General features: G+C 40.1%; 22 protein-coding genes. 4 read left to right on the top strand and 18 right to left on the bottom strand.

Annotation, left to right across the window (positions count from 1 at the left end):
- Window positions 1–72 precede the first annotated feature (72 nt).
- Complete coding sequence (locus tag AHA02nite_RS11805) at window positions 73–921, top strand: PucR family transcriptional regulator (protein ID WP_146817547.1); 849 nt, start codon at window positions 73–75, stop codon at window positions 919–921.
- Between the two features lie 25 nt (window positions 922–946).
- On the opposite strand, the gene AHA02nite_RS11810 is transcribed toward AHA02nite_RS11805, so the two are convergent.
- The 3 genes from AHA02nite_RS11810 to nagA form a co-directional block, all read right to left on the bottom strand.
- On the bottom strand, window positions 947–1804 hold the full coding sequence (locus tag AHA02nite_RS11810; protein ID WP_407642743.1) for a MurR/RpiR family transcriptional regulator: 858 nt from the start codon (window positions 1802–1804) through the stop codon (window positions 947–949).
- Between the two features lie 326 nt (window positions 1805–2130).
- Window positions 2131–2835: a glucosamine-6-phosphate deaminase gene (nagB, locus tag AHA02nite_RS11815; RefSeq protein WP_146817551.1), complete on the bottom strand. Its 705-nt coding sequence runs from the start codon at window positions 2833–2835 to the stop codon at window positions 2131–2133.
- Entirely contained in the window at window positions 2816–3961 is a 1146-nt protein-coding gene (nagA, locus tag AHA02nite_RS11820; protein WP_146817553.1) for an N-acetylglucosamine-6-phosphate deacetylase, read from the bottom strand. Before nagA ends, nagB begins: the two co-directional genes overlap by 20 nt.
- 129 nt (window positions 3962–4090) lie before the next feature.
- On the opposite strand from nagA, the gene glcD reads away from it, so the two are divergent.
- Both glcD and AHA02nite_RS11830 read left to right on the top strand, forming a co-directional pair.
- A complete protein-coding gene (glcD, locus tag AHA02nite_RS11825) occupies window positions 4091–5497 on the top strand; it encodes a glycolate oxidase subunit GlcD (protein ID WP_146817555.1) in 1407 nt (468 codons plus the stop codon).
- Window positions 5494–6798, top strand: coding sequence for a (Fe-S)-binding protein (locus tag AHA02nite_RS11830; RefSeq protein WP_146817557.1), 1305 nt, complete (start codon window positions 5494–5496; stop codon window positions 6796–6798). Before glcD ends, AHA02nite_RS11830 begins: the two co-directional genes overlap by 4 nt.
- Before the next feature lie 163 nt (window positions 6799–6961).
- Here the strand turns inward: AHA02nite_RS11830 and AHA02nite_RS11835 are convergent, their stop codons facing one another.
- The 6 genes from AHA02nite_RS11835 to AHA02nite_RS11860 all read right to left on the bottom strand — a co-directional run bounded on the left by AHA02nite_RS11835 (window position 6962) and on the right by AHA02nite_RS11860 (window position 10891).
- Window positions 6962–7321 carry a YciI family protein gene (locus AHA02nite_RS11835; protein WP_146817688.1) on the bottom strand — a complete coding sequence of 120 codons (360 nt, stop codon included), beginning with the start codon at window positions 7319–7321 and terminating at the stop codon, window positions 6962–6964.
- 152 nt (window positions 7322–7473) lie between these two features.
- Window positions 7474–7776 carry a MazG-like family protein gene (locus AHA02nite_RS11840; protein WP_146817559.1) on the bottom strand — a complete coding sequence of 101 codons (303 nt, stop codon included), beginning with the start codon at window positions 7774–7776 and terminating at the stop codon, window positions 7474–7476.
- Between the two features lie 31 nt (window positions 7777–7807).
- Window positions 7808–8299 carry a GNAT family N-acetyltransferase gene (locus tag AHA02nite_RS11845; RefSeq protein ID WP_146817561.1) on the bottom strand — a complete coding sequence of 164 codons (492 nt, stop codon included), beginning with the start codon at window positions 8297–8299 and terminating at the stop codon, window positions 7808–7810.
- Between the two features lie 100 nt (window positions 8300–8399).
- A complete protein-coding gene (locus AHA02nite_RS11850) occupies window positions 8400–8885 on the bottom strand; it encodes a tetratricopeptide repeat protein (protein WP_146817563.1) in 486 nt (161 codons plus the stop codon).
- A 70-nt stretch (window positions 8886–8955) separates the two neighbouring features.
- Complete coding sequence (locus AHA02nite_RS11855) at window positions 8956–9726, bottom strand: alpha/beta hydrolase family protein (RefSeq protein WP_146817565.1); 771 nt, start codon at window positions 9724–9726, stop codon at window positions 8956–8958.
- A gap of 256 nt (window positions 9727–9982) precedes the next feature.
- A complete protein-coding gene (locus AHA02nite_RS11860; RefSeq protein WP_146817567.1) occupies window positions 9983–10891 on the bottom strand; it encodes an N-acetylglucosamine kinase in 909 nt (302 codons plus the stop codon).
- A gap of 163 nt (window positions 10892–11054) precedes the next feature.
- On the opposite strand from AHA02nite_RS11860, the gene AHA02nite_RS11865 reads away from it, so the two are divergent.
- Window positions 11055–12152, top strand: coding sequence for an ABC transporter ATP-binding protein (locus AHA02nite_RS11865; RefSeq protein WP_146817569.1), 1098 nt, complete (start codon window positions 11055–11057; stop codon window positions 12150–12152).
- Window positions 12153–12370: 218 nt separating this feature from the next.
- Here the strand turns inward: AHA02nite_RS11865 and AHA02nite_RS11870 are convergent, their stop codons facing one another.
- From AHA02nite_RS11870 to AHA02nite_RS11910, 9 genes are all read right to left on the bottom strand, one after another.
- Window positions 12371–13294 carry a formylglycine-generating enzyme family protein gene (locus tag AHA02nite_RS11870; RefSeq protein WP_246118856.1) on the bottom strand — a complete coding sequence of 308 codons (924 nt, stop codon included), beginning with the start codon at window positions 13292–13294 and terminating at the stop codon, window positions 12371–12373.
- 201 nt (window positions 13295–13495) lie between these two features.
- Window positions 13496–14806, bottom strand: coding sequence for a sulfatase family protein (locus AHA02nite_RS11875; protein ID WP_146817571.1), 1311 nt, complete (start codon window positions 14804–14806; stop codon window positions 13496–13498).
- Window positions 14807–14821: 15 nt separating this feature from the next.
- Complete coding sequence (locus tag AHA02nite_RS11880) at window positions 14822–17062, bottom strand: glycoside hydrolase family 65 protein (protein ID WP_146817573.1); 2241 nt, start codon at window positions 17060–17062, stop codon at window positions 14822–14824.
- Window positions 17063–17279: 217 nt separating this feature from the next.
- On the bottom strand, window positions 17280–17969 hold the full coding sequence (gene pgmB / locus AHA02nite_RS11885; protein WP_146817575.1) for a beta-phosphoglucomutase: 690 nt from the start codon (window positions 17967–17969) through the stop codon (window positions 17280–17282).
- A gap of 15 nt (window positions 17970–17984) precedes the next feature.
- The gene (locus tag AHA02nite_RS11890) at window positions 17985–19010 is read right to left on the bottom strand and encodes a LacI family DNA-binding transcriptional regulator (protein WP_146817577.1); all 1026 of its coding nucleotides are present in this window, start codon (window positions 19008–19010) and stop codon (window positions 17985–17987) included.
- Window positions 19011–19015: 5 nt separating this feature from the next.
- Entirely contained in the window at window positions 19016–19708 is a 693-nt protein-coding gene (locus AHA02nite_RS11895; protein ID WP_146817579.1) for a DUF624 domain-containing protein, read from the bottom strand.
- A gap of 19 nt (window positions 19709–19727) precedes the next feature.
- On the bottom strand, window positions 19728–20564 hold the full coding sequence (locus tag AHA02nite_RS11900) for a carbohydrate ABC transporter permease (RefSeq protein ID WP_146817580.1): 837 nt from the start codon (window positions 20562–20564) through the stop codon (window positions 19728–19730).
- Entirely contained in the window at window positions 20564–21439 is an 876-nt protein-coding gene (locus AHA02nite_RS11905; protein ID WP_146817582.1) for a carbohydrate ABC transporter permease, read from the bottom strand. Before AHA02nite_RS11905 ends, AHA02nite_RS11900 begins: the two co-directional genes overlap by 1 nt.
- Before the next feature lie 114 nt (window positions 21440–21553).
- Entirely contained in the window at window positions 21554–22801 is a 1248-nt protein-coding gene (locus AHA02nite_RS11910) for an ABC transporter substrate-binding protein (RefSeq protein ID WP_146817584.1), read from the bottom strand.
- Window positions 22802–22806: the final 5 nt, after the last annotated feature.

The raw sequence follows: 22806 nt of genomic DNA on the forward strand, positions 1-22806 counted from the left end.
AAATAATTGCTCGCCACCCCCTCTACGATTCATGCTATAATACGGTTAACATAACGGTTGGAGTGACTTTTAATGATCGAACAGCTGAAAACATTATATCCGAGCATGACACAATTACATCAACCGATTGACAACTATATTACATTTATTGTGGACGATTCATTGTATGGCATTCCAAAAGATGACCTACCTGAAGAATCGCTGACGCTCCTTCAAACACTGCTGCCGAATCAAGTGACTTCGGAAAAAGAGCAAGATTGGATTCATTTTTTAACAGGACAAGCGAGTGAGCCGCCAGAACGATTGGAAGCTTTCCGTGTTGTCGCTTTATATGTTCAGTCTACTTTTGAACCGTCACTTTTGGAAAATACGTTAAAGGATGTACTCGGTAAAAAGCTCATCTTCGTTTGGCAAAATAATAATTTAGCAATCGTCTTGGAGCCACTTGAATTAGATGAAGCTCCATTGCAATTTCATGAAGTGATTGATATTTTGTCGAACGATTTAGAAGTAAAGCTATCGATTTTCCAAACAGAAACTGATCACGCGATTGAGCTTTTACCTAAACTATATAACTGGACCATTCAAGTTGCGGACAAGTTATTAAAATCGGCTCACCAGCGCGTGTTAACCCAAAGTGAAGCGCTCATGCCAACCATGATTGAAAGTTTAAATGAGGATGATCGTGATTTTTTCATAAAATCGGTCTTAAATGATGCGATTAACGATTTGGACTTGCTAAAGACTATTCAAACGACAATTGAACATCAAGTGAATATATCGGTTGTAGCCAAGCAGTTGTACATGCATCGTAACACCGTGCAAAAGCGGATTGAAAAATTTTACGAGCTAACGGGGCTTGATGTGCGCCAGTTTGAAGACGCGTTAAAAGCCTACGTCTGTATTAAATATTTAACGTAAAAATTCCCTTGGGTACCCAAGGGAATTATTCATCTCGAATGTATGAAATGGCTTCTCGCGTCTGGTCGATATAGTCGACGGCTTGTTCGTATTGAACCGATGCTAAACACATGAAAAGCATATCAATAATATGTAATTGCGCAATTCGTGATGATGTCGCACCACTTCTAAACGTTGCTTCACGCGCTGCTGAAGTATGTAACGTAATGTCTGATAGATCAGCAACTTTTGAGCGCCCATACTTCGTAATGCTGATTGTCTTCGTTCCATTTTTCTTCGCCAACCCTAACACTTTCGCCACTTCATTCGTCTCACCGGAAAAAGAAATGCCTACAACAACATCTTTTTCACCTTTATTGGCAACCGTCGTAGCGGCCATATGTAGATCTGAAAAAGCTTGAACATGCTTATTAATTCTTACAAACTTCTGCTCCGCATCTTTGGCTGCAATATATGAAGCACCAAATCCTACAAAAATGATTGATTCAGCTTCAATTAAACACTCGATCGCTTGCTTCAAACGTTTCGAGTCCAAAATATCAACTGTTTCTTTTAACGTTTGCATCGTATTAGATGTTGCTTTTTCGATAATGTTATCGAAACTTTCATGCGGCTCTATATCGCGGTAATCTGTAGATGACTCTACTTGCAAGTCGCCTGCAACACGCAACTTAAACTCCTGGAAACTTTTGAAACCTAACGACTTACACATGCGAATGACCGCTGCACTACTCGTTTGACTTGCCTTACCAAGCGCCATCGCCGTCATCTGAATCGATTCCTCAGGATTTTCAATGACATATTCTGCGATCTTGCGTTCAGAATTAGGCAAGTGCGCAACCATTTCTTTTAATATAATTAATCCACCTTTTAAATCAGACAAAGACCTCATCTCCTTTTATTATTTTGGCGTTCAGCTGTGATTTTTGGCGTTCGTGCCAGTTTTTTTGGCGCTTGTGAAATTTATTTGGCGTTCACTGGTGCTTTTTTGGCGCTTGTGAATTTAATTTGGCGCTTGCTGGTACTTTTTTGGCGCTCGCTAAATTAATTTGGCGCTTACACCGATTTTTTGGCGCTTGCAGATTTTATTTGGCGCTAAATTTTATCAGCATTCGCCCACTTTTATCAGCGCTCAGACCAATTTATCAGCATTCGCCCACTTTTATCAGCGCCCAGCAAAATTTATCAGCGCTCACCACTGTACTGCTTTCAATTCAACACTTTCACACCGCCTGATACCAACGTCACGTTCGGATGTTCATGTAAAATGCTCGCTGGGAATTGTTCATTAACATCACCTTGTAACAACCGGTTAACGGCTTGTTGTTTATCTTCGCCGTAGACGAGCAAAATAATTTGGTCTGCCTCCATGATCGTTTCAATTCCCATCGTAATCGCTTTTTTCGGAACTTCATTTAAACTGTTAAAAAATCGTGCGTTAGCTTTTCGAGTCGTTTCGGCCAAATCAACAACATGGGTGCGCGATGAAAATGGGGTGCCTGGTTCATTAAAGCCGATATGACCATTATGCCCTAAACCGAGTACTTGCAAATCGATGCCGCCGTGCTGGTTAATGAGTTGTTCGTATCGCTCACACTCGGCCGCTAAGTCAGCTGCTTCACCGTCTGGAATCAACGTTTCGCCAACACGAATATGTTGAAACAAATTCTCCTCCATAAAACTTCGATAACTTTGCGGGTGATCAGAACTAATGCCGACATATTCATCTAAGTTAAACGTCACCGCTTGCGATAAATCAGCTGAACGTTTAACTAACTCCTGATACATCCCTTTTGGCGTACTGCCGGTTGCTAACCCTAAAGTTGAATTAGGCTTTTTCTCGACTTGATTCATCATTAACTCTGCTGCTGTTTGACTAAAATTTTCATAACGATTAACTTTTATGTGCCTCATAACTGATGACTCCTTTGCAATACGTTGAATGAATATTAAATTGATCATCAACTAATAAAAAGTCAGCATCTTTCCCGACTGCAATGCTGCCTTTCAAGTCCCACACTCCATACTGTTTAGCTGGATTTTCGGCTGTCATTTTAATAACATCGTGAAAGCTAGCTTCACAAAGTTCAAGCATGCGTCTAACTGCTTCATCCATCGTTAAAACACTACCTGCAAGTGTTCCGTCAGTTAAAGTAGCGCTCTGTCCCTCAACTGTTACAGTATGACTGCCTAGCGTGTATGTGCCATCGCTTAAGCCTTTCGCACGCATCGCATCTGTAATCATCAATATTTTGTCCGGACCTAACGTCTTATACAAAATTTTGACCATATCATCTGAGACGTGAATGCCATCGACGATCAACTCACTTTTCAACTCATCCATTAACATCGCCGCTCCAACAGCACCAACTTCACGGTGATGAACACCATTCATCGCATTGCACAAATGTGTTAACTGCCTTAAACCTTCACGACAAGCTTGTTCAATGTCTTGGAAACTCGCATCTGTATGCCCTGCGGATGCAATAACGCCTCGTTCATCTAAATAACGAATTAACTGACTAGCACCGTCAAGCTCTGGCGCTAACGTCATCGCTTTTACAGTACCAGTATCAGCCCAGCGCTTCGCCACGTCTAGGTCTGGCTCAATAATACACTCTGGCGGTTGTGCGCCTGCTTTTGACTTTTCAATAAAAGGGCCTTCTACATGAGCGCCGAGAACTTCAGCTTGCCCTTGTTTCGATGAATATTGAGCGATCGTATTTACGACTTGGTCTAATTCATCTAGCGGACTCGTTAAAGTCGTTGCCAAAAAAGCCGTTGTCCCTTCTTTTGGCAGAGCTTCCGCTATTTTCTCTAAAGCTTGTTCAGTACCATCCATTACATCAAAGCCAGAAGCACCGTGGATATGGGTGTCTATAAAACCCGGAACAAGGTTTAGCCCTTTTCCGTCGACTATCTCTCCGCCTTTCAATGGCTTGTGATGGATTGCGACAATACGCCCATCTTCTACTGTAATTGCCCCGTCAACAATGACTTCATCTTCTAAATATAAATTGACGTGATTAATTGAGAACATACAGAGCTCTCCTTTATATGTTAAACTTTTATTTTAAGTAATATTAATAAAATTCGTAATATTATTTTAACATATTCGAATTCATATTATAATAGAGACACGAAAACTTTACTTAAAGGAGTGCTTCACATGTCTAAGGCATGGCTCGATGAACTAACTGAAGTCGTCGGTGAACAATATATTCAAACGAAAAAATCGTCACTCATTGCTTATTCATTTGATGCAACACCTAACTTTCAAGCGCTACCAGACGCTGTCATCTCACCGAAAAGCACATTAGAAATACAACAAATCGTCAAAATTTGTGCCAAGCATCATATCCCTATTGTACCCCGAGGGTCTGGAACAAATCTAGCAGCTGGCACTACACCTACTCAAGGCGGTGTTGTCATTTTATTTACTAGAATGAACAAAATTATAGAACTAGATGAAGAAAACTTAACGATCACCGTTCAGCCCGGCGTCATTACTGAAACGATTTGCCACACTGTAGAGGAAAAAGGGTTATTTTACCCACCTGATCCAAGCTCGATGAAAATATCAACAATCGGTGGCAACATTAACGAAAACTCTGGAGGTTTACGTGGGTTGAAATACGGTGTGACAAAAGACTACGTTCTCGGTCTAGAGGTCGTACTAGCAAACGGTGAAGTCATTCGCACAGGTGGGAAACTCGCTAAAGATGTCGCAGGTTATGACTTAACTTGTCTACTAGTAGGATCGGAAGGCACTTTAGGAATCATCACTGAAGCAACATTAAAATTAATTCCAGAACCTGAATCAAAACAAACATTACTAGCAACCTATGATTCTATTGAAAAAGCAGCCGAAACAGTCTCTAGCATTATCGCAAACAAGATGACACCCGCAACGCTTGAATTTATCGATCAACCGACAATTAAAGCTGTGGAAGACTTCTCACAAGTAGGACTTCCAACGAATGCCCAAGCGGTTTTACTAATTGAACAAGATGGGCCAGCACAATTAGCTGAACGTGACATTCAAACGATCGAACAACTTGCCGTGACACATGGCGCAATTAACACATCAATCGCCGAGACCGAAACAGAAGCGCACAATTTAAGAGAAGCTCGCCGAACCGCACTATCAGCACTAGCAAGACTTAGCCCAACAACCATTTTAGAAGATGCGACTGTCCCACGTTCTGAAATCGCAACAATGGTTAATGCCATTAACGACATTGCGAAGAAGCATAACGTCACGATTGCTACTTTCGGTCATGCAGGTGATGGTAACCTTCACCCAACATGCACCACCGACTTACGCAACGAAGACGAATGGGAACGAGTCGAGCAAGCATTTGAAGACATTTTTGAAAAAGCGATCGAACTAGGTGGAACAATCACAGGCGAACACGGCGTTGGGGAAATGAAATCGCCTTATTTAGAATGGAAAGTCGGCGAACAAGGACTACAAGTAATGAAACAACTGAAGCAAGCTTTTGACCCACACAACATTATGAACCCGGTCAAAATGTTTGCGAAATCAACACGCAAAAGGGTGGTGGTCAAGTGACATCACAGTCGATTACACAAGCTTTTCAAGAACGCATTAGCGAAGGTGAGTTACTGAACTGTATGCGGTGTGGCTTTTGCCTGCCTGCATGCCCAACTTACGTCGAAACACAAGATGAAGTCCACTCTCCACGCGGGCGAATTTCACTTATGATGGCTGTTCGTAACGGTGAAATTGAGGAGGTTGAAGAAGTTGAAGACTCGCTTAACGTCTGTTTAGGCTGCCGCGCTTGTGAACCAGCTTGCCCAGCCGGCGTTAACTATGGCCATATGTTAGAAGAAGCTCGGGCGATTTTTCATGAACATAAAAAAGTGCCACTAAAAGAAAAAGCATTGCGTCAAACTACGTTGAATACACTCTTTCAAGATCAAAGTAAAATGGAGAAAGCCACGAGTTTACTAGGCTTTTATCAACGATCAGGCTTACAAAAAACGAGTCGTAAACTTAAAGTGATGAACTTCTTCCCTGAACATATGCGACAAATGGAGCAAGTTTTACCGAAAATCACGAAACGAAAAGACCGACAAGACGCCGCTCACTTCCCAAGTGAAACAGAAACAAAAGCAACGGTCGCTATGTTCCGCGGTTGTCTAATGGACACGATGTTTTACGAAACGAATCAGTCGACGATTAAACTACTTAATAAAGCCGGTTGCGACGTTGTGGTCCCAGATACTCAGGGCTGCTGCGGCGCGTTACACGGTCATAGTGGCGAAAAGAATGGCTCGGTCAATCTCGCTAAACAAAATATTCAAGCCTTTGAACAAGTTGAAGCAGACTACATTATAACTAACGCTGGCGGTTGTGGCGCCTTTTTACATGACTACGGTCACCTACTAAAAGATGATGGCGAATGGTCAGAACGTGCTCAGCAATTTTCTAATAAAATTGTAGACTTTTCATCTATACTAGTCGATTTGAATTTCGTGGAAAATGCGAAGCTTAAAGTAGACCGACAAATCGTCACATATCAAGATTCGTGTCATTTGCGAAATGTCATGGGCGTAAGTGAAGCACCGCGTAAGCTCATCCAAGCTATTGAAAACGTTGAGTACAAAGAAATGCCCCAAGCCGATCAATGCTGCGGGTCAGCAGGAATTTACAACTTAACCCAACCCGACATGTCGATGCAAATACTAGATCATAAAATGCAAAAAGTTGAAACGACCCAGGCGACGACGATTGTAACGACGAATCCCGGTTGCCTTCTACAAATGAAACTTGGCATTGAACGACAAAACCAATCTGAACAAGTCCGCGCTGTTCATTTGGCTGACTTATTATTAGAAGCTTGTTGCTAGAAAAGCTTGATAAAGTTTATAACGCTTGGATTTAGTGATCCAAGCGTTTTTTGTAATGAAGTAAATCTTGTTTCATAATTATAATAATCCTCCACGACTTGGTACCATCTTTTCATGACCGCCTTGTTTAACTCTTGTCCCGTTACTTGAATTGGAAACACCCCTAAATAATCCCTAATTCTTTTTGAATCTTATGTTTGTAATCAATATATCCTTGGTCAAAACCTGGGTTTTCATTTTCAATTTTGCTCATTTTATAATCCCATTGTTTTATTTCAAAACTGAAAATACCATTTTTAACGGTAGGATCATTTTCAATGAATTTAACAACATCCTCTTCCTTGTCAGCATCAATAACTATTGCTCCTCCAGTTGAACCTCCAAATGGTCCAGCTAAGACTATATTTCCTTTATTATATTCGGTTTGAACATACACAGCATGTTCAGGCATAAACGGTTGATTATGCAATACTACACCATCTCTCCAATTTATAGATGGAGTTAACAATATCAGGTATCTCATCGACATTTCCCCTTTAAAATAAAATTTTCGTTCTAGTCCCCGTTTGTTCAAGAAGGGTTTAGTTATATTTAAAAATACTAGAGTAATTGATAAAGGAAGATTTGTAATTTTCACTTCTTCTCCAGAACAAACTTTACAACGTTATTATTAAATTATATTTTGTAACTTATTTTACTTTCCCACTTATTCAACTTTTCACTAACTAAATTTCGGAACTCTTCTTCATCTTCAGATAACTTATAATACATAGCTAAGGCGACCAAAACAACATCGATACATTCCTCTTTTACATCATCGATTCCTAATTGCTTATAGTCACTCCCACTTGCTTTTAGATAAGATAATACAGCTTGAGAAGTTTCACCAACTTCCTCGGTTAACTTTAATGCCATTTGTTCTAACGTTTTTGGTTCTCTTTCGCTAAGTGATTTTATTTCTGTTAGCAATTGCTCCATGATCTCTCACCTCTTTTAGATAAAATTAGTACTACTTACCATTTATGTATAACGATAAACTCATTATAAACTGCTCACCAATAGGACCCATTTTCCGCCTGCCTGTATCTTTATAGCCTATTTTAGAGTACAGTTTCTGAGCAGGAATGTTCTTATGATTAACAGCCAGTACAATCTCGTTACAGTTGGGAAATTCAGTCTTAACAAATTCATTTAATAACAACATAGCCTGTTTAGCATATCCTTTTCCTTGATTCGTTTGATTAATAGATAATGAAGTTAACAACATTGCATTTGGGTTGTCTGTATACTCCTTTACACGTTCCGTTGAATGTAATAAAAAGAATCCTACAGGCTCATTTTCGTTTACTATAACAATTCTAAATTGACCTTCTGTGACCTCAGAATATTTGCTCGGTAAAGCAGTGAATTGTGCTTGCTCTTCAGGAAGTTCAAACGATTTTAAGTCATCTAAATACTCATCTGAGAAATGTTCTAACTTTATGTGATTAACTGTTTTCATGGGATGATATTCCCCTTTGCATTTTTTACATATCGGTGAATGTTATTCTATATCTAACTAAAATGCATTTTGCTTTTTTAGTTGATCTACCCGACACAAACTACTTCCATATTTCATCTAATTGATCAGCATAGAATTCAATTGCTTTTTTATAACTAGATATCTCAGGGTCATTCGTCGTATCTATTAAGCATTTTAGTATTAGCTCCATAGCTTTACTATGTTCATTCAAGTTATACAAGGTCATCGAATAAAATGTTTGCATTGCTCTGTTTTCGGGAAATAGTTCAATCCCTTTTAAAAATGTACTTTTTGATTTTTTATATTCTCCTAAAGTTCTATATGTACTACCTAATCCCAATAAGGCACCTTCTAAATCTGTGGTAGGTAATCCAAGTTCAATAGCATTTTCGTAAAAAGGTACTGCTTTAGCTTCTTCACCTAATAAATCATAACTCCAAGCACATTGATAGTTAATCGAAGCATCTTTAGGAGACTCCTCTACTAGTCTCATTAGGATCTCGTTTGATTCTTTGTGTTTTCCACTTTTCCTCATATCAATTGCCTTATCCAAATCTTTTTTCATAAGCCTCATCTCCAATGCTGATCTGTTTCTTCTTTCACTATCTGCTCACGTTAGTTAATCACTAACATTGTTATAGTGTATCAATTACGGTTCCCCATGCTTTTGAGGTAGGTTCAATGATTTTGAAATGTTCTATGTCTGGCAGAATAATTAAGTTCACATTCTGATTGTGCTCAATTGCTTTCGAGTAATAATTTTCACTTAATTCAGAAGGTACATGTTGATCTACTTCACCATGAACTAATACCTGGTCAACATCTGTGGGTAATAATTCAATTGGGGATGCAATATTATAGCGCTCAGGGACTTTACTTGGTGTCCCACCCATTAATTTACATACAGGACTCTCTATCCCTTTTGCCTCATGACTTTCCCACATCTTTTTCAAATCAGTTACTCCAGCCAAACTTATGGCTTTTTGAATTGGTACTGCTAGTTCATTAAACGTGTAGTCTAAACTTTTATGTACAGTTCTTGCCGCTAACCAAAGAGCTAAATGACCCCCGGCAGAGTGTCCAATTATAGTGACGTTAGATAGATCTAAATGATAAGTTTCTTTTATGTTTGTTAGGTGATTCACAGCATCTATGACATCATTAAACGTGCCTGTCCAACCTCCTCCTTTTTCACCTAATCGACGATACTCAATATTCCATGTAACATAACCCCTTCGAGTTAAATCCTCTGCAATAGGGTTATTTTCTTCTAAATTATATTTTGCTTGCCAAAAGCCTCCATGAATTAAAACTATAATTGCTGTCGGTTTTTCGCTTTCAGGTAACCGTAAAACTCCAAACTGTGATTGATTTTCCCCATAAAATAACTTAATTTTCTTAGCCATTACTTCCTCCTTATTAATCTTTTCAACTATTCTTATTCGTTAGTTTCACATTAATTTTAACATAAAATAACAATTCGCCTTTTTACTTTTTAACTTTAAATAGCAAACCACATTTCAATTAACGCACTGGTAATAGGTATCCTCAATGTATAATTTTTTGTTAACAAAAAAGAAACCAAATCACTCTCGACTTGGTTTGCTAATTATTACACTTCGTATGTTTCTCCACACGAAACGAAACTTCAAGGCAGACTGTTTAACCGCCTAATTGTTTTAACGCTGCATCAATCGCACCCATAACTGGCTCGCGTTTTAATACACTTAACCGACTGCTTGAAGGAATGCGTCTTTTCAACAACTCAGGCAAAACATCTTCTCGTTTAAACAAACCACCAGCTAAGATCACCGTTTGATGTTGTTGAAAATGTTCATTTAACATCGTATTAATCGAACGTGCTAAGTCATCGGCTGCTTGCTCAACAATTTGGGTCGCATGGGGATCCTTTTCATCATAAGCTTCAAAAACGACACGGCTAAGTGATGCGATTTTTTCCCGTGGACTACTAGATTCATAAACTGCTGGGACTAAGTCTGGCACGACATCAACTTGAAAGTAAGCCGACACTTGATCAACTAAGTTATAAGCATCCGTTTTTCTGTCATGTGTATGGAATACTTTCCTCAAAGCCGCTTCACCGATCGCATAGCCGCTTCCTTCATCACCGAAAAGATAGCCCCAGCCACCGATTCGCGAAGCCTTACCTTCTTCGTTAATGCCATAAGTAATCGAGCCTGTACCAGCGATTTGCACAATGCCTGGTTCGCCATAAGTCCCTGCATATAGCGCATTAATTGCGTCATTGGCAACTATGACATGTCTATTCGGCAAGCACTCAGCAAACACAGATTCTACTAATCTACTTTTTTCTGAATCACCTGAGCCTGACATGCCCGCAAAAACGAGCTCTACTTGATCGAAAGCTTCGCCGTTTTGCTCTTTTAACTGATTAAACATATGTGATGCGGTCGCTTTTAATTGCTCACGACTAACCGCATTCGGATTAGTCGGGCCTACTGTCACTTCGGCATAAACTGTTCCATGCACATCTGCAACGACCGCTTGCGTACCTGTTCCACCACCGTCGATTCCTAATACGATTGCCATATTCTCAACCCCATATATTCGAATTTACTTTTCATTATGTGTAAAGGCTTTCAAAAAAGCAATAGCAGAATGCACACAGTTAATCTAATAATCGTGTGCATTTTTGCCATAGTTTTTGAAAGCGCTTTTTTATAAAATGAGATTAGTAGAAAGGATGGTTGAGATGGCAGAGTTAAAGTTAAAAAATATTAATAAGTATTATGAAAAAGATGTACACGCTGTTAAAGATTTCGATTTAGATATTGGAGATAAAGAATTCGTCGTATTTGTTGGCCCGTCTGGTTGCGGTAAGTCAACGACACTACGCATGATCGCTGGATTAGAAGACATTACTTCAGGTGACTTAATGATTGACGACCGACGCGTCAATGATGTCCCACCGAAAAACCGTGATATCGCGATGGTTTTCCAAAACTACGCGCTTTACCCGCACATGTCAGTATTTGATAACATCGCATTCGGCTTAAAACTACGTAAATTTAAAAAAGATGTTATTAAAGAAAAAGTAGAAGATGCTGCAAAAATTCTTGGACTAGAAGACTACTTAGACCGTAAACCGAAAGCCCTTTCAGGTGGTCAGCGTCAGCGTGTTGCACTAGGACGCGCAATCGTACGTGATGCGAAAGTGTTCTTAATGGACGAACCGTTATCAAACTTAGACGCTAAACTACGTGTTCAAATGCGTACAGAAATTCAGAAGCTTCACCAACGTTTACAAACAACAACGGTCTACGTAACACACGACCAAACGGAAGCGATGACGATGGCAACACGTTTAGTCGTTATGAAAGATGGCGTTGTTCAACAAGTTGGTTCACCGAAAGAAGTATTCGATTATCCGAACAACGTATTCGTAGGTGGATTTATCGGGTCACCAGCAATGAACTTCTTTGACGGTACAGTTGAAGATGGTGCATTTAAAGTTGGAGATGTGTCGATTGAAATCCCTGAAGGTCGCATGAAAATTTTACGCGATCAAGGCTATGTTGGAAAAGATGTTTCGATGGGCGTTCGTCCTGAAGATATCCATGACGAGCCGGTCTTTATTGAAAATTCACCAGGCACAGCATTCGAATCAAGTGTTGAAGTAGCTGAACTAATGGGCTCTGAAACTTACCTATACTCTCGCCTAGGGGAGCAAGAATACATTGCACGCGTAGACGCACGTTCACAAGTAAACGCAGGCGACAGCGTGAACCTAGCAATCGACATGAACAAAGTCCACTTCTTCGATACAGAAACTGAAGAGCGAATTAAATAGATTGTGAAAAACTGCCGTCCAGGCAGTTTTTTTCGTTTTGATCGTGCGTCACGGGATGGATTCCGAATTAGGCGAACGCTCAATTAATTAGGCGTTCGCTTAATTATTTTTAATTTCGCCCAATTATTATGAATTTCGCTTAATTATCAAGATTTTCGCTTAATTATTTAAAAAATCGCCTAATTCTCAAATAATTAGGCGATTTCACTATATCTATTTTACACATCTTTCACACATCGAAAGCCAACATTTCCTGATGAGCTGTCAGGCGTGTTGGAAGTGCGTGCTGCCACTCGGTAGCGATTGCAGTAGGAGTCGTGGCATAAGTATGATCCGCCTCTCATCGCTTTCGCATCTGCCTCATCTACCTGTGCAAACGAATCCGCGCTCCATTCCCATACGTTGCCTGCCATTTGATCAAGTCCAAATCGGTTACTTTTATATGCATTGACTGGCGCTGTCGCTAAATAACCGTCTTCCATAATGTTTTGCGTTGGAAATTCCCCTTGCCAAATGTTACACATATGCTTACCACCTGGTGTGAGCTCATCGCCCCAAGGGTAACGCTTTTGAACGAGTCCGCCACGTGCCGCGTACTCCCATTCCGCTTCAGTCGGCAACCTTTTGCCAGCCCACTTGCAATAAGCGTTCGCATCATTCCACGATACGTGAACAACTGGGTGCTCCATTCGTTTTTCGATATCCGAATAGGGCCCCTCAGGCTGGTACCAATAGGCTTTTTCCACGACGATCCACCAAGGCGTATTTGGCACGCGCTGTCTAGCAAAAGGTACATTTTCCCCTTTTATAAACTTATGAAAAACAAACGACCAACCATACTGCTCAGCCTCTGTCACATACCCTGTCTCATCGATAAATGCTTTAAACTCGCGATTCGTTACCACTGTTTTGTCAATATAAAACGGATCAACAACCACTTCACGAACTGGCCCTTCCCCATCATGAGGGTTAACGTCGTGATCGTCAGAGCCCATTAAAAATGGACCGCCATTAATATAGACCATCTCTTTTTCAAGCTCACGCACGCTTCTAGAAATGTCTGCATCATGGTGTTCCCCAGTTGAAAAGTCTACCTTCACTTGTTCACGCTTTGCGCTACAGCAAGATTTTTCTCCACTCACACTAATACCTCACTTCTAATTCGGCGTTCGCCGGAATATACACCGATTTCACCGGAAAAATTTAATTTTCGCCGGATTATTGGAAATTTCGCCGGAATAATGTTAGCAACCGCCGAACAACGACACTAATCGACACCCAACTTACTCATTTATATCATAAATAAAAGCAGGGACGAACGCCAACGTCCCCACTTCTACTCACTACTTTTTACGACTTTCGTAATCGTCATCAACGGTTTCCCATTCTTCTGCTTCATATCCTGGTACGCGCCCTTTTAACAATGGATCATCACTTGCTTCCATCCATTGATCGACTTTCGCGCGCAAATCAGCCACAACTTCACGATAAGCCTCATCACTAGCTATATTATTTAACTCAGCCGGATCAGCCTCTAGATCATAAAGCTCTTCATCAACATTCGGCACGTAATACTCATCTCGTACAACTTCGCCAGTTAAGCTCGTATGCAGATCATAAGGCATATAAACTTTTGGCCCGTCTTCGAAATTACGGATGTATTTATACTTTTGAGTACGAACGCCGCGCATCGGGTGATACTTATCGTGCCACGTCATTTCAGCGAAGAAGTGATCACGCGTCTGTTCGACTTCCCCTTCAATTAATGGCAAGAAGCTCACACCGTCAACGCCTTCAGGAACTTTACAATCGACTAGATCAAAAATCGTCGGCATTAAGTCAACGTTACATAATAAGGCATCTGACTGGTAACCTTGTTCGTACATGCCTTCAGGGAACTTCATTAAAAAGGCTGTTTCAAGCCCTGAATCATAAAGCGTTCCTTTTGCACGTGGGAAGGCAATGCCGTGGTCGGTTGTGAAAATAATAATCGTATTATCGTCAAAGCCTTGTTCTTTAATGGCACGTTTAATACGTCCAACCGCGTCATCCATATCCATACCCGAACGGTAAAATTGCGCAAAATCTTTTCGCACTTCTTCTGTATCTGGTAAATAATCTGGTAAAACAACTTCGTCTAAATCAACTGGCTCATAGTCGTCAAATGGGCGATGTGTTTCTTCAAAGCCAAGTGAGACATAGAATGGCGAGTCGTCATCGCGCTTATTTTCTTCTTTTAAAAAGTCAACGAAATGATCCGTCACATCAGTTGCCCAATTGCCAGGCACTTGTTGATAATTTTGATATCCTAATTTGTACGGGTCGAACTCATCGTTCACAGACTCGTGGTAAAGTCCAATTAACGACGTCCGGTAGCCAATTTTATTTAACTCAGAAGGAATCGTCTCCAACTGTTCATAAATTGAATGCCCCATATGTGCAAGCCCCATCATACCGTGATTGTGTCCGTAACGCCCTGTCATAATACTGCCACGGCTCGGACTACATTGCGGTTGTGAGCAAAAATATTGGTTAAACTGTATACCTTCACTTGCTAACTCATCAATTTCTGGCGTCTCAACATTTCGGCCGTATGTGCCTAAATAACGCCCCGTGTCATGAGATATTATAAAAACGATATTCGGTCGCTGCATGATGCTACACCTCTCTTAAAGTGATTTTGCAACAGGTGAATCTACTGTTAACTGCAATTTCTTATCGTAATGGCCAATTGTGACGTCATCACCCTCAACTAACGTGTAAACAACTTGTCCACCTTTTAACTCAACACTAATTAAACGGCCACGGAAGCGTAAGCTAAAGGAAAAGTCATCCCAAGCAGCTACTTGTCTTGGCGCGAAGTTTAGCCCTTCTTCTTTTACACGTAATCCGGCAAAACCGTAAACCATCGCTAACCATGTGCCACCCATATTCGCCATGTGCAAGCCGTCTTTTGTGTTTTTGTGTAAATTATCAATATCTAAGCGGGCTGTCTCATTGAAATAATGATATGCCTTTTCGTCATGGCCAAGTTTTGACGCCATAATACTAAATACACAGTAAGATAAAGACGAATCGTGCGTCGTCACGCGCTCGTAATAGTCATACGACTTACGGATCGCCTCTTCATCAGCAAAATCTTCTACTAAAAAGTGAGCGAGCACAGTATCTGCTTGCTTACACACTTGATAACGGTACAACGTTAATGGATGATAATTTAACAATAGCGGATACTCTTCTTCAGACGTATTGTCTAAGTCCCACACTTCTTTATTTAGAAATGTGTCATCTTGCTCATTAATACCAAGCTCTTCATTGTAAGGCAAGAACATATTCTCAGCCGCTTCATTCCAAAAAGCTGCTTCTTCAGCCGTTACACCGAGCTTTTCAACTAACTCACGGTCTTGAACGTCTTGATAAATTTTATAAGCCCATTCCATGTTATACTTCGCCATTGCGTTCGTGTAATAGTTATTGTTCACAATACACGTATACTCATCAGGACCTGTTACATTATTAATTAAAAACTTCCCATCTTTCATAAAGCCTGTGTCAGCCCATAGTCTCGCTGTTTCAATAAGCACTTCTGCTAAATAATCTTCTTTGAACTGCTCATCTTTCGTCACTAAATAGTACTGAATAAAGCTGTACGCAATGTCAGCACTAATGTGATATTGCGCTGTACCGGCTGGGAAGAATGCTGAACTTTCAGGACCGGTGATCGTACGCCATGGGAACAATGCCCCTTGCTTATGTCCCATCTCTTTCGCACGCGCTCTTGCTGCATCCAACGTCGAATAACGGTGTAACAGTAAGCCCTTTGCGATCTCAGGGTTCGTCATTAAAAAGACAGGGAAAATATAAATTTCCGTATCCCAGAAATAATGCCCTTCATACCCTTCACCTGAAAGCCCTTTTGCGGAAATATTGCTTACAGAATCTTTTCCGACAGACTGTAGAAGATGATAAAGGTTAAAACGAATGCCTTCTTGTAAACTGTCATCACCTGAAACAGCAACGTCAGACACACGCCAAAATTCGTCTAGGTAACCTTTTTGCTCTGCTAAAATCGCATCAAAACTCGCTAACTTATTTTGAATATCGATCCCTTTTTGTAAAAGATCTTCCCCGTGACGAAGCGTATCTGTATAAACGTTATACTTAACTAAAGACGCCCCTTCACCACTGAACGTAAACGTCTCTGTTACTTCATGATCACCACAGTTTACTTCATGCACACCATCATGCTCATGACGCGTCACACACGCTACTTCTAAATTCGAACGCTCAGTACGCGCTTTAATTTGGGTTAAACCTGAATCATTAACTGCCTGATCAGCGTATAAAAGTTTCGCATGACCAGAAGCGAGACGCGGATCACCTTTTTCAACGTAGTTCGTCACATCGCCATTCACTTTAGAAACGAGCTGAATTTCTTTTATATCAGTAACCGGCTCGACATCGACTTTGATTGCGAATAATTCTTTCGTCACAAAAGAAACGACACGCGTAAACGTTAACTTCACTTCTTTTCCATTCGGCGAACGCCAATGAATGTGGCGAACAGAATAACCTTCATCCATATGAAGTGTACGGTCGAAGCTGACGATTTCACCTTCAAATAAACTAAAACGTTCACCATCGACAAATACATCAATTGGTTGTGCGTCGATCACATTCGCTAATTTTTGTTGAAAATCAGGAAAACCGAATAGCTTCTCCCCGTACTGAATGTCTGTTTCTTCATGGAACGCATTAATGTACGTTCCGTGAATTGATTTATAATCATCACGATAGCCTTCTTCAAAATTCCCTCTTACCCCTAAGTAACCGTTACCGAGGAACATAAGACTTTCGTTAACTAAAAGCTGCTGTTCATCTAAAGCTGTATTTGATAACTGCCAAGTCAAAATCGACACTCCCACTCTATAAAAAATTCCGTGACATCGCTTGATTCGGATTGGTAAATGGATTGGAAAATTATGTTTTATCGGCGATTTTTAAAATATTCCGGCGAAAAATTATTTTTTCCGGCGAAATTTTTAATAATCCGGCGAACTCCATATATAATCCGGCGAAAATCTCGATATTCCGGCGAACTCACCTCATAATCCGGCGAACGCCGATTTACTCCGCTTTCGCACTCACTCCGAAGCTCTGATAAGCTTGAATAATCGAATCAAAATCAAGTTCAGTCGTATTATCGACGCGGTATTCAGCATGAGGTAACGCCTCAGCTGTTCCGACACCGACAGAAAACATGTCCGCGCTGTTAACGGCTGTTACGCCAGATGGTGCATCTTCGATTCCAATGCACTCAACATAATCGACCCCAAAATGATCGGCTGCATTCGTAAACGTCTCAGGATCAGGTTTACCTTTCGACACTTGTGCTGCATCAACAATATAGTCGAACTGATCAATCAGCTTAAGTTCCTTTAATACGTGCGTCGCATTTTTACTCGCCGAACCTAACCCGACTTTAATCCCTTGCTGACGAATCGTTTTCAGCAAATCTGTAATGCCTGGTAAAATATCATCTTCACTAATTGTGCCTAATAAGTCGACATAGTGATCATTTTTTTCAGTTGCTAATGCTTCTTTACGCTCAAGTGATAAGTCACTCTGTTTCGGATCGAGCGCTAAAATTTTCTCTAGCGACTCCATCCGCCCGACACCTTTTAACTCTTCATTAAATTCGCGGTCAATCGTAATTCCTAAAGAATCCGCTAACCTTTTCCACGCTTGATAATGTAATTCAGCTGTATCAGTAATAACACCATCTAAATCAAAAATAAATGCTTTAGGCATGATCATGGTTCATGTTCCTTTCTACTGCTGTTTCGTTAAATCTTTAACACTCTCACGTTCTAACAATTTATAATTTAAGTAAACCTCTGTCTCATCAGCCTCACCATCGACAATTCGGTTCAACAACTGGGCTGCTTGTCGTCCCATTTCAAAAAAGTCTTGCGCTACAGTCGTAATGCCTGGCGTTGTCATGCCCGCAATCATCGAATCGTCAAAACCAACAACCGACAAGTCCTCAGGTATAGACAAACCTAGATCTTGCGCTGCACGCATAACACCGTAAGCCATAAGGTCACTAAAACAAACGAACGCGGTTGGCCGATGCGTTTCTAAAAACGTTTTAGCTTTCTCATACGCCTCACCATCATCGAAATCCGCATAAAATACTGGCCTATCTTCAAACGTTAAGCCACTTTCAACTAACGCCTCTTCTACTCCACTTAACCGCTCTTCATTGACATAGGCTTCCTTCGTCCCTGCCATGATTGCGATATCTTTATGACCTTTTTCAACTAAATAGTTCGTCAGCGCTTTAGTCGCTTCTCGATTTTGAATCGTTACACTGCCAACACACGGTTGAGGATCATCCATTAAAACATCGATTAATACACACGGCACTTCCGTATCGACCATCTCTTTAAAAAATGGATCGTCTAACCGAATACCTTGCAAAATCGCTCCACCAATATTGCGCTCACGACAAAACTGAACATAACTTTGCTCTTCTTGTTTAAACGAATCGGTAAAATAAATCGAAAAATCTAAGTTAAGCTGCTGACTACCAAAGTAGATTCCTTTAAATAACTCAAATGAATTGTTATCTTTCTGGTCATTTTCTTCAAATCCAGAGGAGATCAAGCTAATGGCTGAATTTTTCTTAGATGAAAGCATACGAGCAACGCGATTCGGTGAATACTCCAACTCATTGGCCGTCTCCAACACCCGCTGTTTCGTCTTCTCGCCGACATCTGGGTAATTGTTAAGCGCTTTAGAAACAACTCCGACTGATACACCGGCTTTTTTTGCTACATCTTTAATCGATACCATTAACTTCACTTCCTCTTTTCAGCTTTGTTTTTGACACTCTCAGTCCAATGATTAAACATTAATAACGCTAAATATGCGATCCCAACACCAGAGAAAAACGGCAACAATGCTGTAAATTGAAATATCGCAATATACGATAGTGCACCTGACACGAATAAAATGAACATTGTTAACACCGGGCTACCAACTGTCGTTAAAGCCGCATACTTGATTAAATCTTTCATCGTCATGTCCATGTGCGCTTCCATACAGAAGAAAATCATTTGAAAAGCGAACAACAGAACGCCTATGACAATCATGACAACAACTATTAACTGCGAAACGTCGATTAAAATATATATGTCTATAAACCAAATTATCCATATAACGGTAAACAGTACATTCGTCTTTATAAAGCTCTTGTAATGTTTGAATAACGTTCTAAAATAGTGCGATTGTTTATTTTTCTCATCTTGTTCCATCATCCAATGACGAAGTGACATAAACATCGCTCTTGTCGTCGGGAAAAATATAAAAGTGAAAACGACTATGAACAGGACGTAATGGATAATCGCTAATTTTTGATCACTTAAATACCAAGAATAAATCGCAAACCACGTCGGAATGTTAAGGAAAAACCAACTGACATTCGTTAACGTTAACCTAGCAACCCAACGTGATAACATGACAATCCAGCCTGATAAACTAAACCCGTTCATAGTCTCACCTCACTTATTATTACTTCACCGCTCCTTCACCAATTCCTTTAATAATGTGCTTTTGCGCAAACGCATAGAAGATCACAACAGGAATAATCGTTAACACAAGACCAGCCATCGCTTGGTTCCACTGTATCGTAAACTCACCGAAGAAATAGAACGTCGCAAGCGGAATTGTACGCAAGCTTTGGTCGGTTAACACTAATGAAGGAAGTAAATAGTCGTTCCAAATTTGAATAACATTTAAAATAATAACCGTTACCGTAATCGGTTTTAAAATTGGGAAGATAATTTTCCAAAACACGGTAAACTTATTCGCTCCATCAATTTCAGCTGATTCTTCTAATGACACTGGAATTGACTTAATAAATCCATGATATAAGAATACAGCTAAACTCGCGTTAAATCCAACGTGCATGAAAATTAATCCACTACGTGTGTTTAACATCGGTAATCCAGTCGTTGACATAATTTGATCCATAAACTGAATTAACGGCATCATAATCGTCTGGAATGGAATTAACATCGTCGCAATAAACGTCATGAAAAGAATTCGGCTTAACGTATTATCTCTACGCACAAGCATCCATGCTGTCATCGATGATAAAATAACGATGATGACAACTGAGATAATCGTAATGACTAATGAGTTAAAAAACGCTAAGCCAAAATTCATCCGATCCATCGCACGAATATAATGTTCGAAAGTTAAGGTTTCCGGTAATGCTAAGACATTTTCGTAAAGCTCAGAACGGCTCTTAAATGAGTTAACGAGCATAATATAAACCGGAGACAAAAACACTAAAGCTCCTACGACTAACAATATTTCTTTTAAATACTTCTTAAAGAGACGCATTACATTTCAACCTCTCTCTTCTTCGTCATATAAACTTGGACTAAAGTAATGGCTGCTATGACGATAAAGAAGATAATCGCCTTCGCCTGTCCGTAACCATAGTTGTTATATCCAAAGATCTCATTATAAATGTGCATTGCTAATAACTCCGTTGAATTAGCTGGACCTCCTGCTGTTAAAGACAGGTTGACGTCATAGATCTTGAAACTAAACGATAACGTTAAGAATAAACTGATCGTTAATGCTGGCATCAATAATGGCATGACGATATTTTTCAGACGTTGCCAGTAGTTCGCACCGTCAATTTCCGCGGCTTCCATTACTTCACCTGGAATGCTTTGAATACCAGCGATGTAAATAATCATCATATAACCAGCCATTTGCCACGAAAATACGATGACAAGTGCATACATCGCTAAATCACGGTCAGTTAACCAGTTACGAAACACTTCTTCATTACCTGTTAAATCTCCAATAATTCTAAAACCATCAGAGAAAATAAACTGCCAAATATAACCTAAAATTAATCCACCAATTAAGTTCGGCATGAAGAACATCGTACGCGCGAAGTTCGCAGACTTAAACGCAGACGTTACGAGTAAAGCAAAGCCTAAACCTAATACGTTAACTAACACTAAGCTTAAAATCGTAAACTCTAGCGTTAACCAAGCCGAGTTAACAAATCGTCCATCATCGATTAACTCAATATAGTTATCTAACCCAACATATACCATTGGATTAGCTGAAAAACCATCCCATTCAAAGAATGAGTAAAAGATTCCAATAAAGAACGGAATCAACACAACCGTTGCAAAAATGATAAACAACGGTAAAACAAACAGCAAATACCATAACTTATTGCGATGTTTACTCAAATTTCATCCCTCTTTTCTAACCTTAACCATGTCACAACCTGTTGTTAAGAAAGGAAAAAATAACAGGGAACACCGCAAATGGTGACCCTGTTATTTTTTTGTCAAAAGATCTTATTACCTAGTTGCACCTTCCCAAACTTCATCTAAACGCTCGATAAATTCTTCGCCAGACATACTATCATCTAAGAAAAACTCTTCTGTAGCTGGTGCTAAATCGTTTGGCACGATATCAGCTGGGTAGTAGTTGTGCGCCCAAGGAATTGTGTCACCACTGTTAGAAGCGTCTAATACTTCTTGTGCTAGTGGGTCTAAACCGTCTGCATCAATGTGTGTGAACCCTGGTACGTGATTGAACTCATCAACCATGTACTCTTGTCCAACATCACTATTGTGTAACCACTCTAAGAAATCAATTGCGGCATCAATTTCAGCTTGATCCTTATTTCCGTTAACGCCCCAGTTACCACCAACGCCAACGATTTGTCTGTCATTGCCGTCTAACGGGAATGGCATTAAACCAACTTCGAAATCTAAGTCATAATCATTTAACATTGAAACAACCCAGTTACCTTGGTGAATCATTGCCGTCTCACCATTTACGAAGTCACCAACTTGACGGTCATAGTTCACATCAAGTGGATTAACCGTATGCTCACGAATAGCTTCCATAAACTGACCGAACTCTTGGAATTCTTCTGTTTCTGACATTGCTACTTCACCGTCATTTAACTGATCAATGAAGCCCATGTAATCGTCTTGTAACGAGAACGGATAGTTACTAATGTGACCAATTAAGAAGTAAGCTTCTTGAGAAAGTGTTAAACCGTTAATACCTTCATCTTCAAAGTCTTGTAACGCTTGAACGAAAGACTCGTAATCTGTAATGTCTTCAGGATCAACTAAGTCTTTGTTGTACACTAATCCGAAACCTTCAATACCATATGGTAAACCAACTAAACGGTCTTCGTATTCTAATCCCATTTCAGGTGCGATGTCATCAGCTAATGACATGTCGCTTAAATCATATAAATATGAATCTAGCTGATCTGCTACTTGAACGTTTTGTACTGTCAAAATAGAAGGACCTTGGTTACTGTTTAGACGAACTTGTAATTGTGATAAATAGTCATCACCCGTTGTTCCCCAAACATCAACCTCAATACCTGTTTCTTCTTCATACATTTCTGCTAACTCTTCTAATGGCTCAGAGATTTCTACTTTACTTTGGAAAACAGAGATTTGTTCAACCTCACCATCTTCATTTACACCACTTTCAGCATCGTCACCATTGTCACCACCACATGCTGCTAACACTAGCATTGCTGCAACAAAAAGCGTAAAAAATAGCTTGTTCAATTTCATAGAAT

Source organism: Alkalibacillus haloalkaliphilus (genome assembly GCF_007991275.1).
Classification (GTDB): Bacteria; Bacillota; Bacilli; order Bacillales; family Alkalibacillaceae; genus Alkalibacillus; species Alkalibacillus haloalkaliphilus.

What these genes read in the sequence shown, in the direction of transcription:
- AHA02nite_RS11805 (WP_146817547.1), top strand. Translation starts at nt 73, where the DNA reads ATGATCGAACAGCTGAAAACATTATATCCGAGCATGACACAATTACAT.
- nagB (WP_146817551.1), bottom strand. Translation starts at nt 2,835, where the DNA reads ATGAGGCACATAAAAGTTAATCGTTATGAAAATTTTAGTCAAACAGCA.
- nagA (WP_146817553.1), bottom strand. Translation starts at nt 3,961, where the DNA reads ATGTTCTCAATTAATCACGTCAATTTATATTTAGAAGATGAAGTCATT.
- glcD (WP_146817555.1), top strand. Translation starts at nt 4,091, where the DNA reads ATGTCTAAGGCATGGCTCGATGAACTAACTGAAGTCGTCGGTGAACAA.
- AHA02nite_RS11835 (WP_146817688.1), bottom strand. Translation starts at nt 7,321, where the DNA reads ATGAGATACCTGATATTGTTAACTCCATCTATAAATTGGAGAGATGGT.
- AHA02nite_RS11840 (WP_146817559.1), bottom strand. Translation starts at nt 7,776, where the DNA reads ATGGAGCAATTGCTAACAGAAATAAAATCACTTAGCGAAAGAGAACCA.
- AHA02nite_RS11845 (WP_146817561.1), bottom strand. Translation starts at nt 8,299, where the DNA reads ATGAAAACAGTTAATCACATAAAGTTAGAACATTTCTCAGATGAGTAT.
- AHA02nite_RS11850 (WP_146817563.1), bottom strand. Translation starts at nt 8,885, where the DNA reads ATGAAAAAAGATTTGGATAAGGCAATTGATATGAGGAAAAGTGGAAAA.
- AHA02nite_RS11855 (WP_146817565.1), bottom strand. Translation starts at nt 9,726, where the DNA reads ATGGCTAAGAAAATTAAGTTATTTTATGGGGAAAATCAATCACAGTTT.
- AHA02nite_RS11860 (WP_146817567.1), bottom strand. Translation starts at nt 10,891, where the DNA reads ATGGCAATCGTATTAGGAATCGACGGTGGTGGAACAGGTACGCAAGCG.
- AHA02nite_RS11865 (WP_146817569.1), top strand. Translation starts at nt 11,055, where the DNA reads ATGGCAGAGTTAAAGTTAAAAAATATTAATAAGTATTATGAAAAAGAT.
- AHA02nite_RS11875 (WP_146817571.1), bottom strand. Translation starts at nt 14,806, where the DNA reads ATGCAGCGACCGAATATCGTTTTTATAATATCTCATGACACGGGGCGT.
- pgmB (WP_146817575.1), bottom strand. Translation starts at nt 17,969, where the DNA reads ATGATCATGCCTAAAGCATTTATTTTTGATTTAGATGGTGTTATTACT.
- AHA02nite_RS11890 (WP_146817577.1), bottom strand. Translation starts at nt 19,010, where the DNA reads ATGGTATCGATTAAAGATGTAGCAAAAAAAGCCGGTGTATCAGTCGGA.
- AHA02nite_RS11895 (WP_146817579.1), bottom strand. Translation starts at nt 19,708, where the DNA reads ATGAACGGGTTTAGTTTATCAGGCTGGATTGTCATGTTATCACGTTGG.
- AHA02nite_RS11900 (WP_146817580.1), bottom strand. Translation starts at nt 20,564, where the DNA reads ATGCGTCTCTTTAAGAAGTATTTAAAAGAAATATTGTTAGTCGTAGGA.
- AHA02nite_RS11910 (WP_146817584.1), bottom strand. Translation starts at nt 22,801, where the DNA reads ATGAAATTGAACAAGCTATTTTTTACGCTTTTTGTTGCAGCAATGCTA.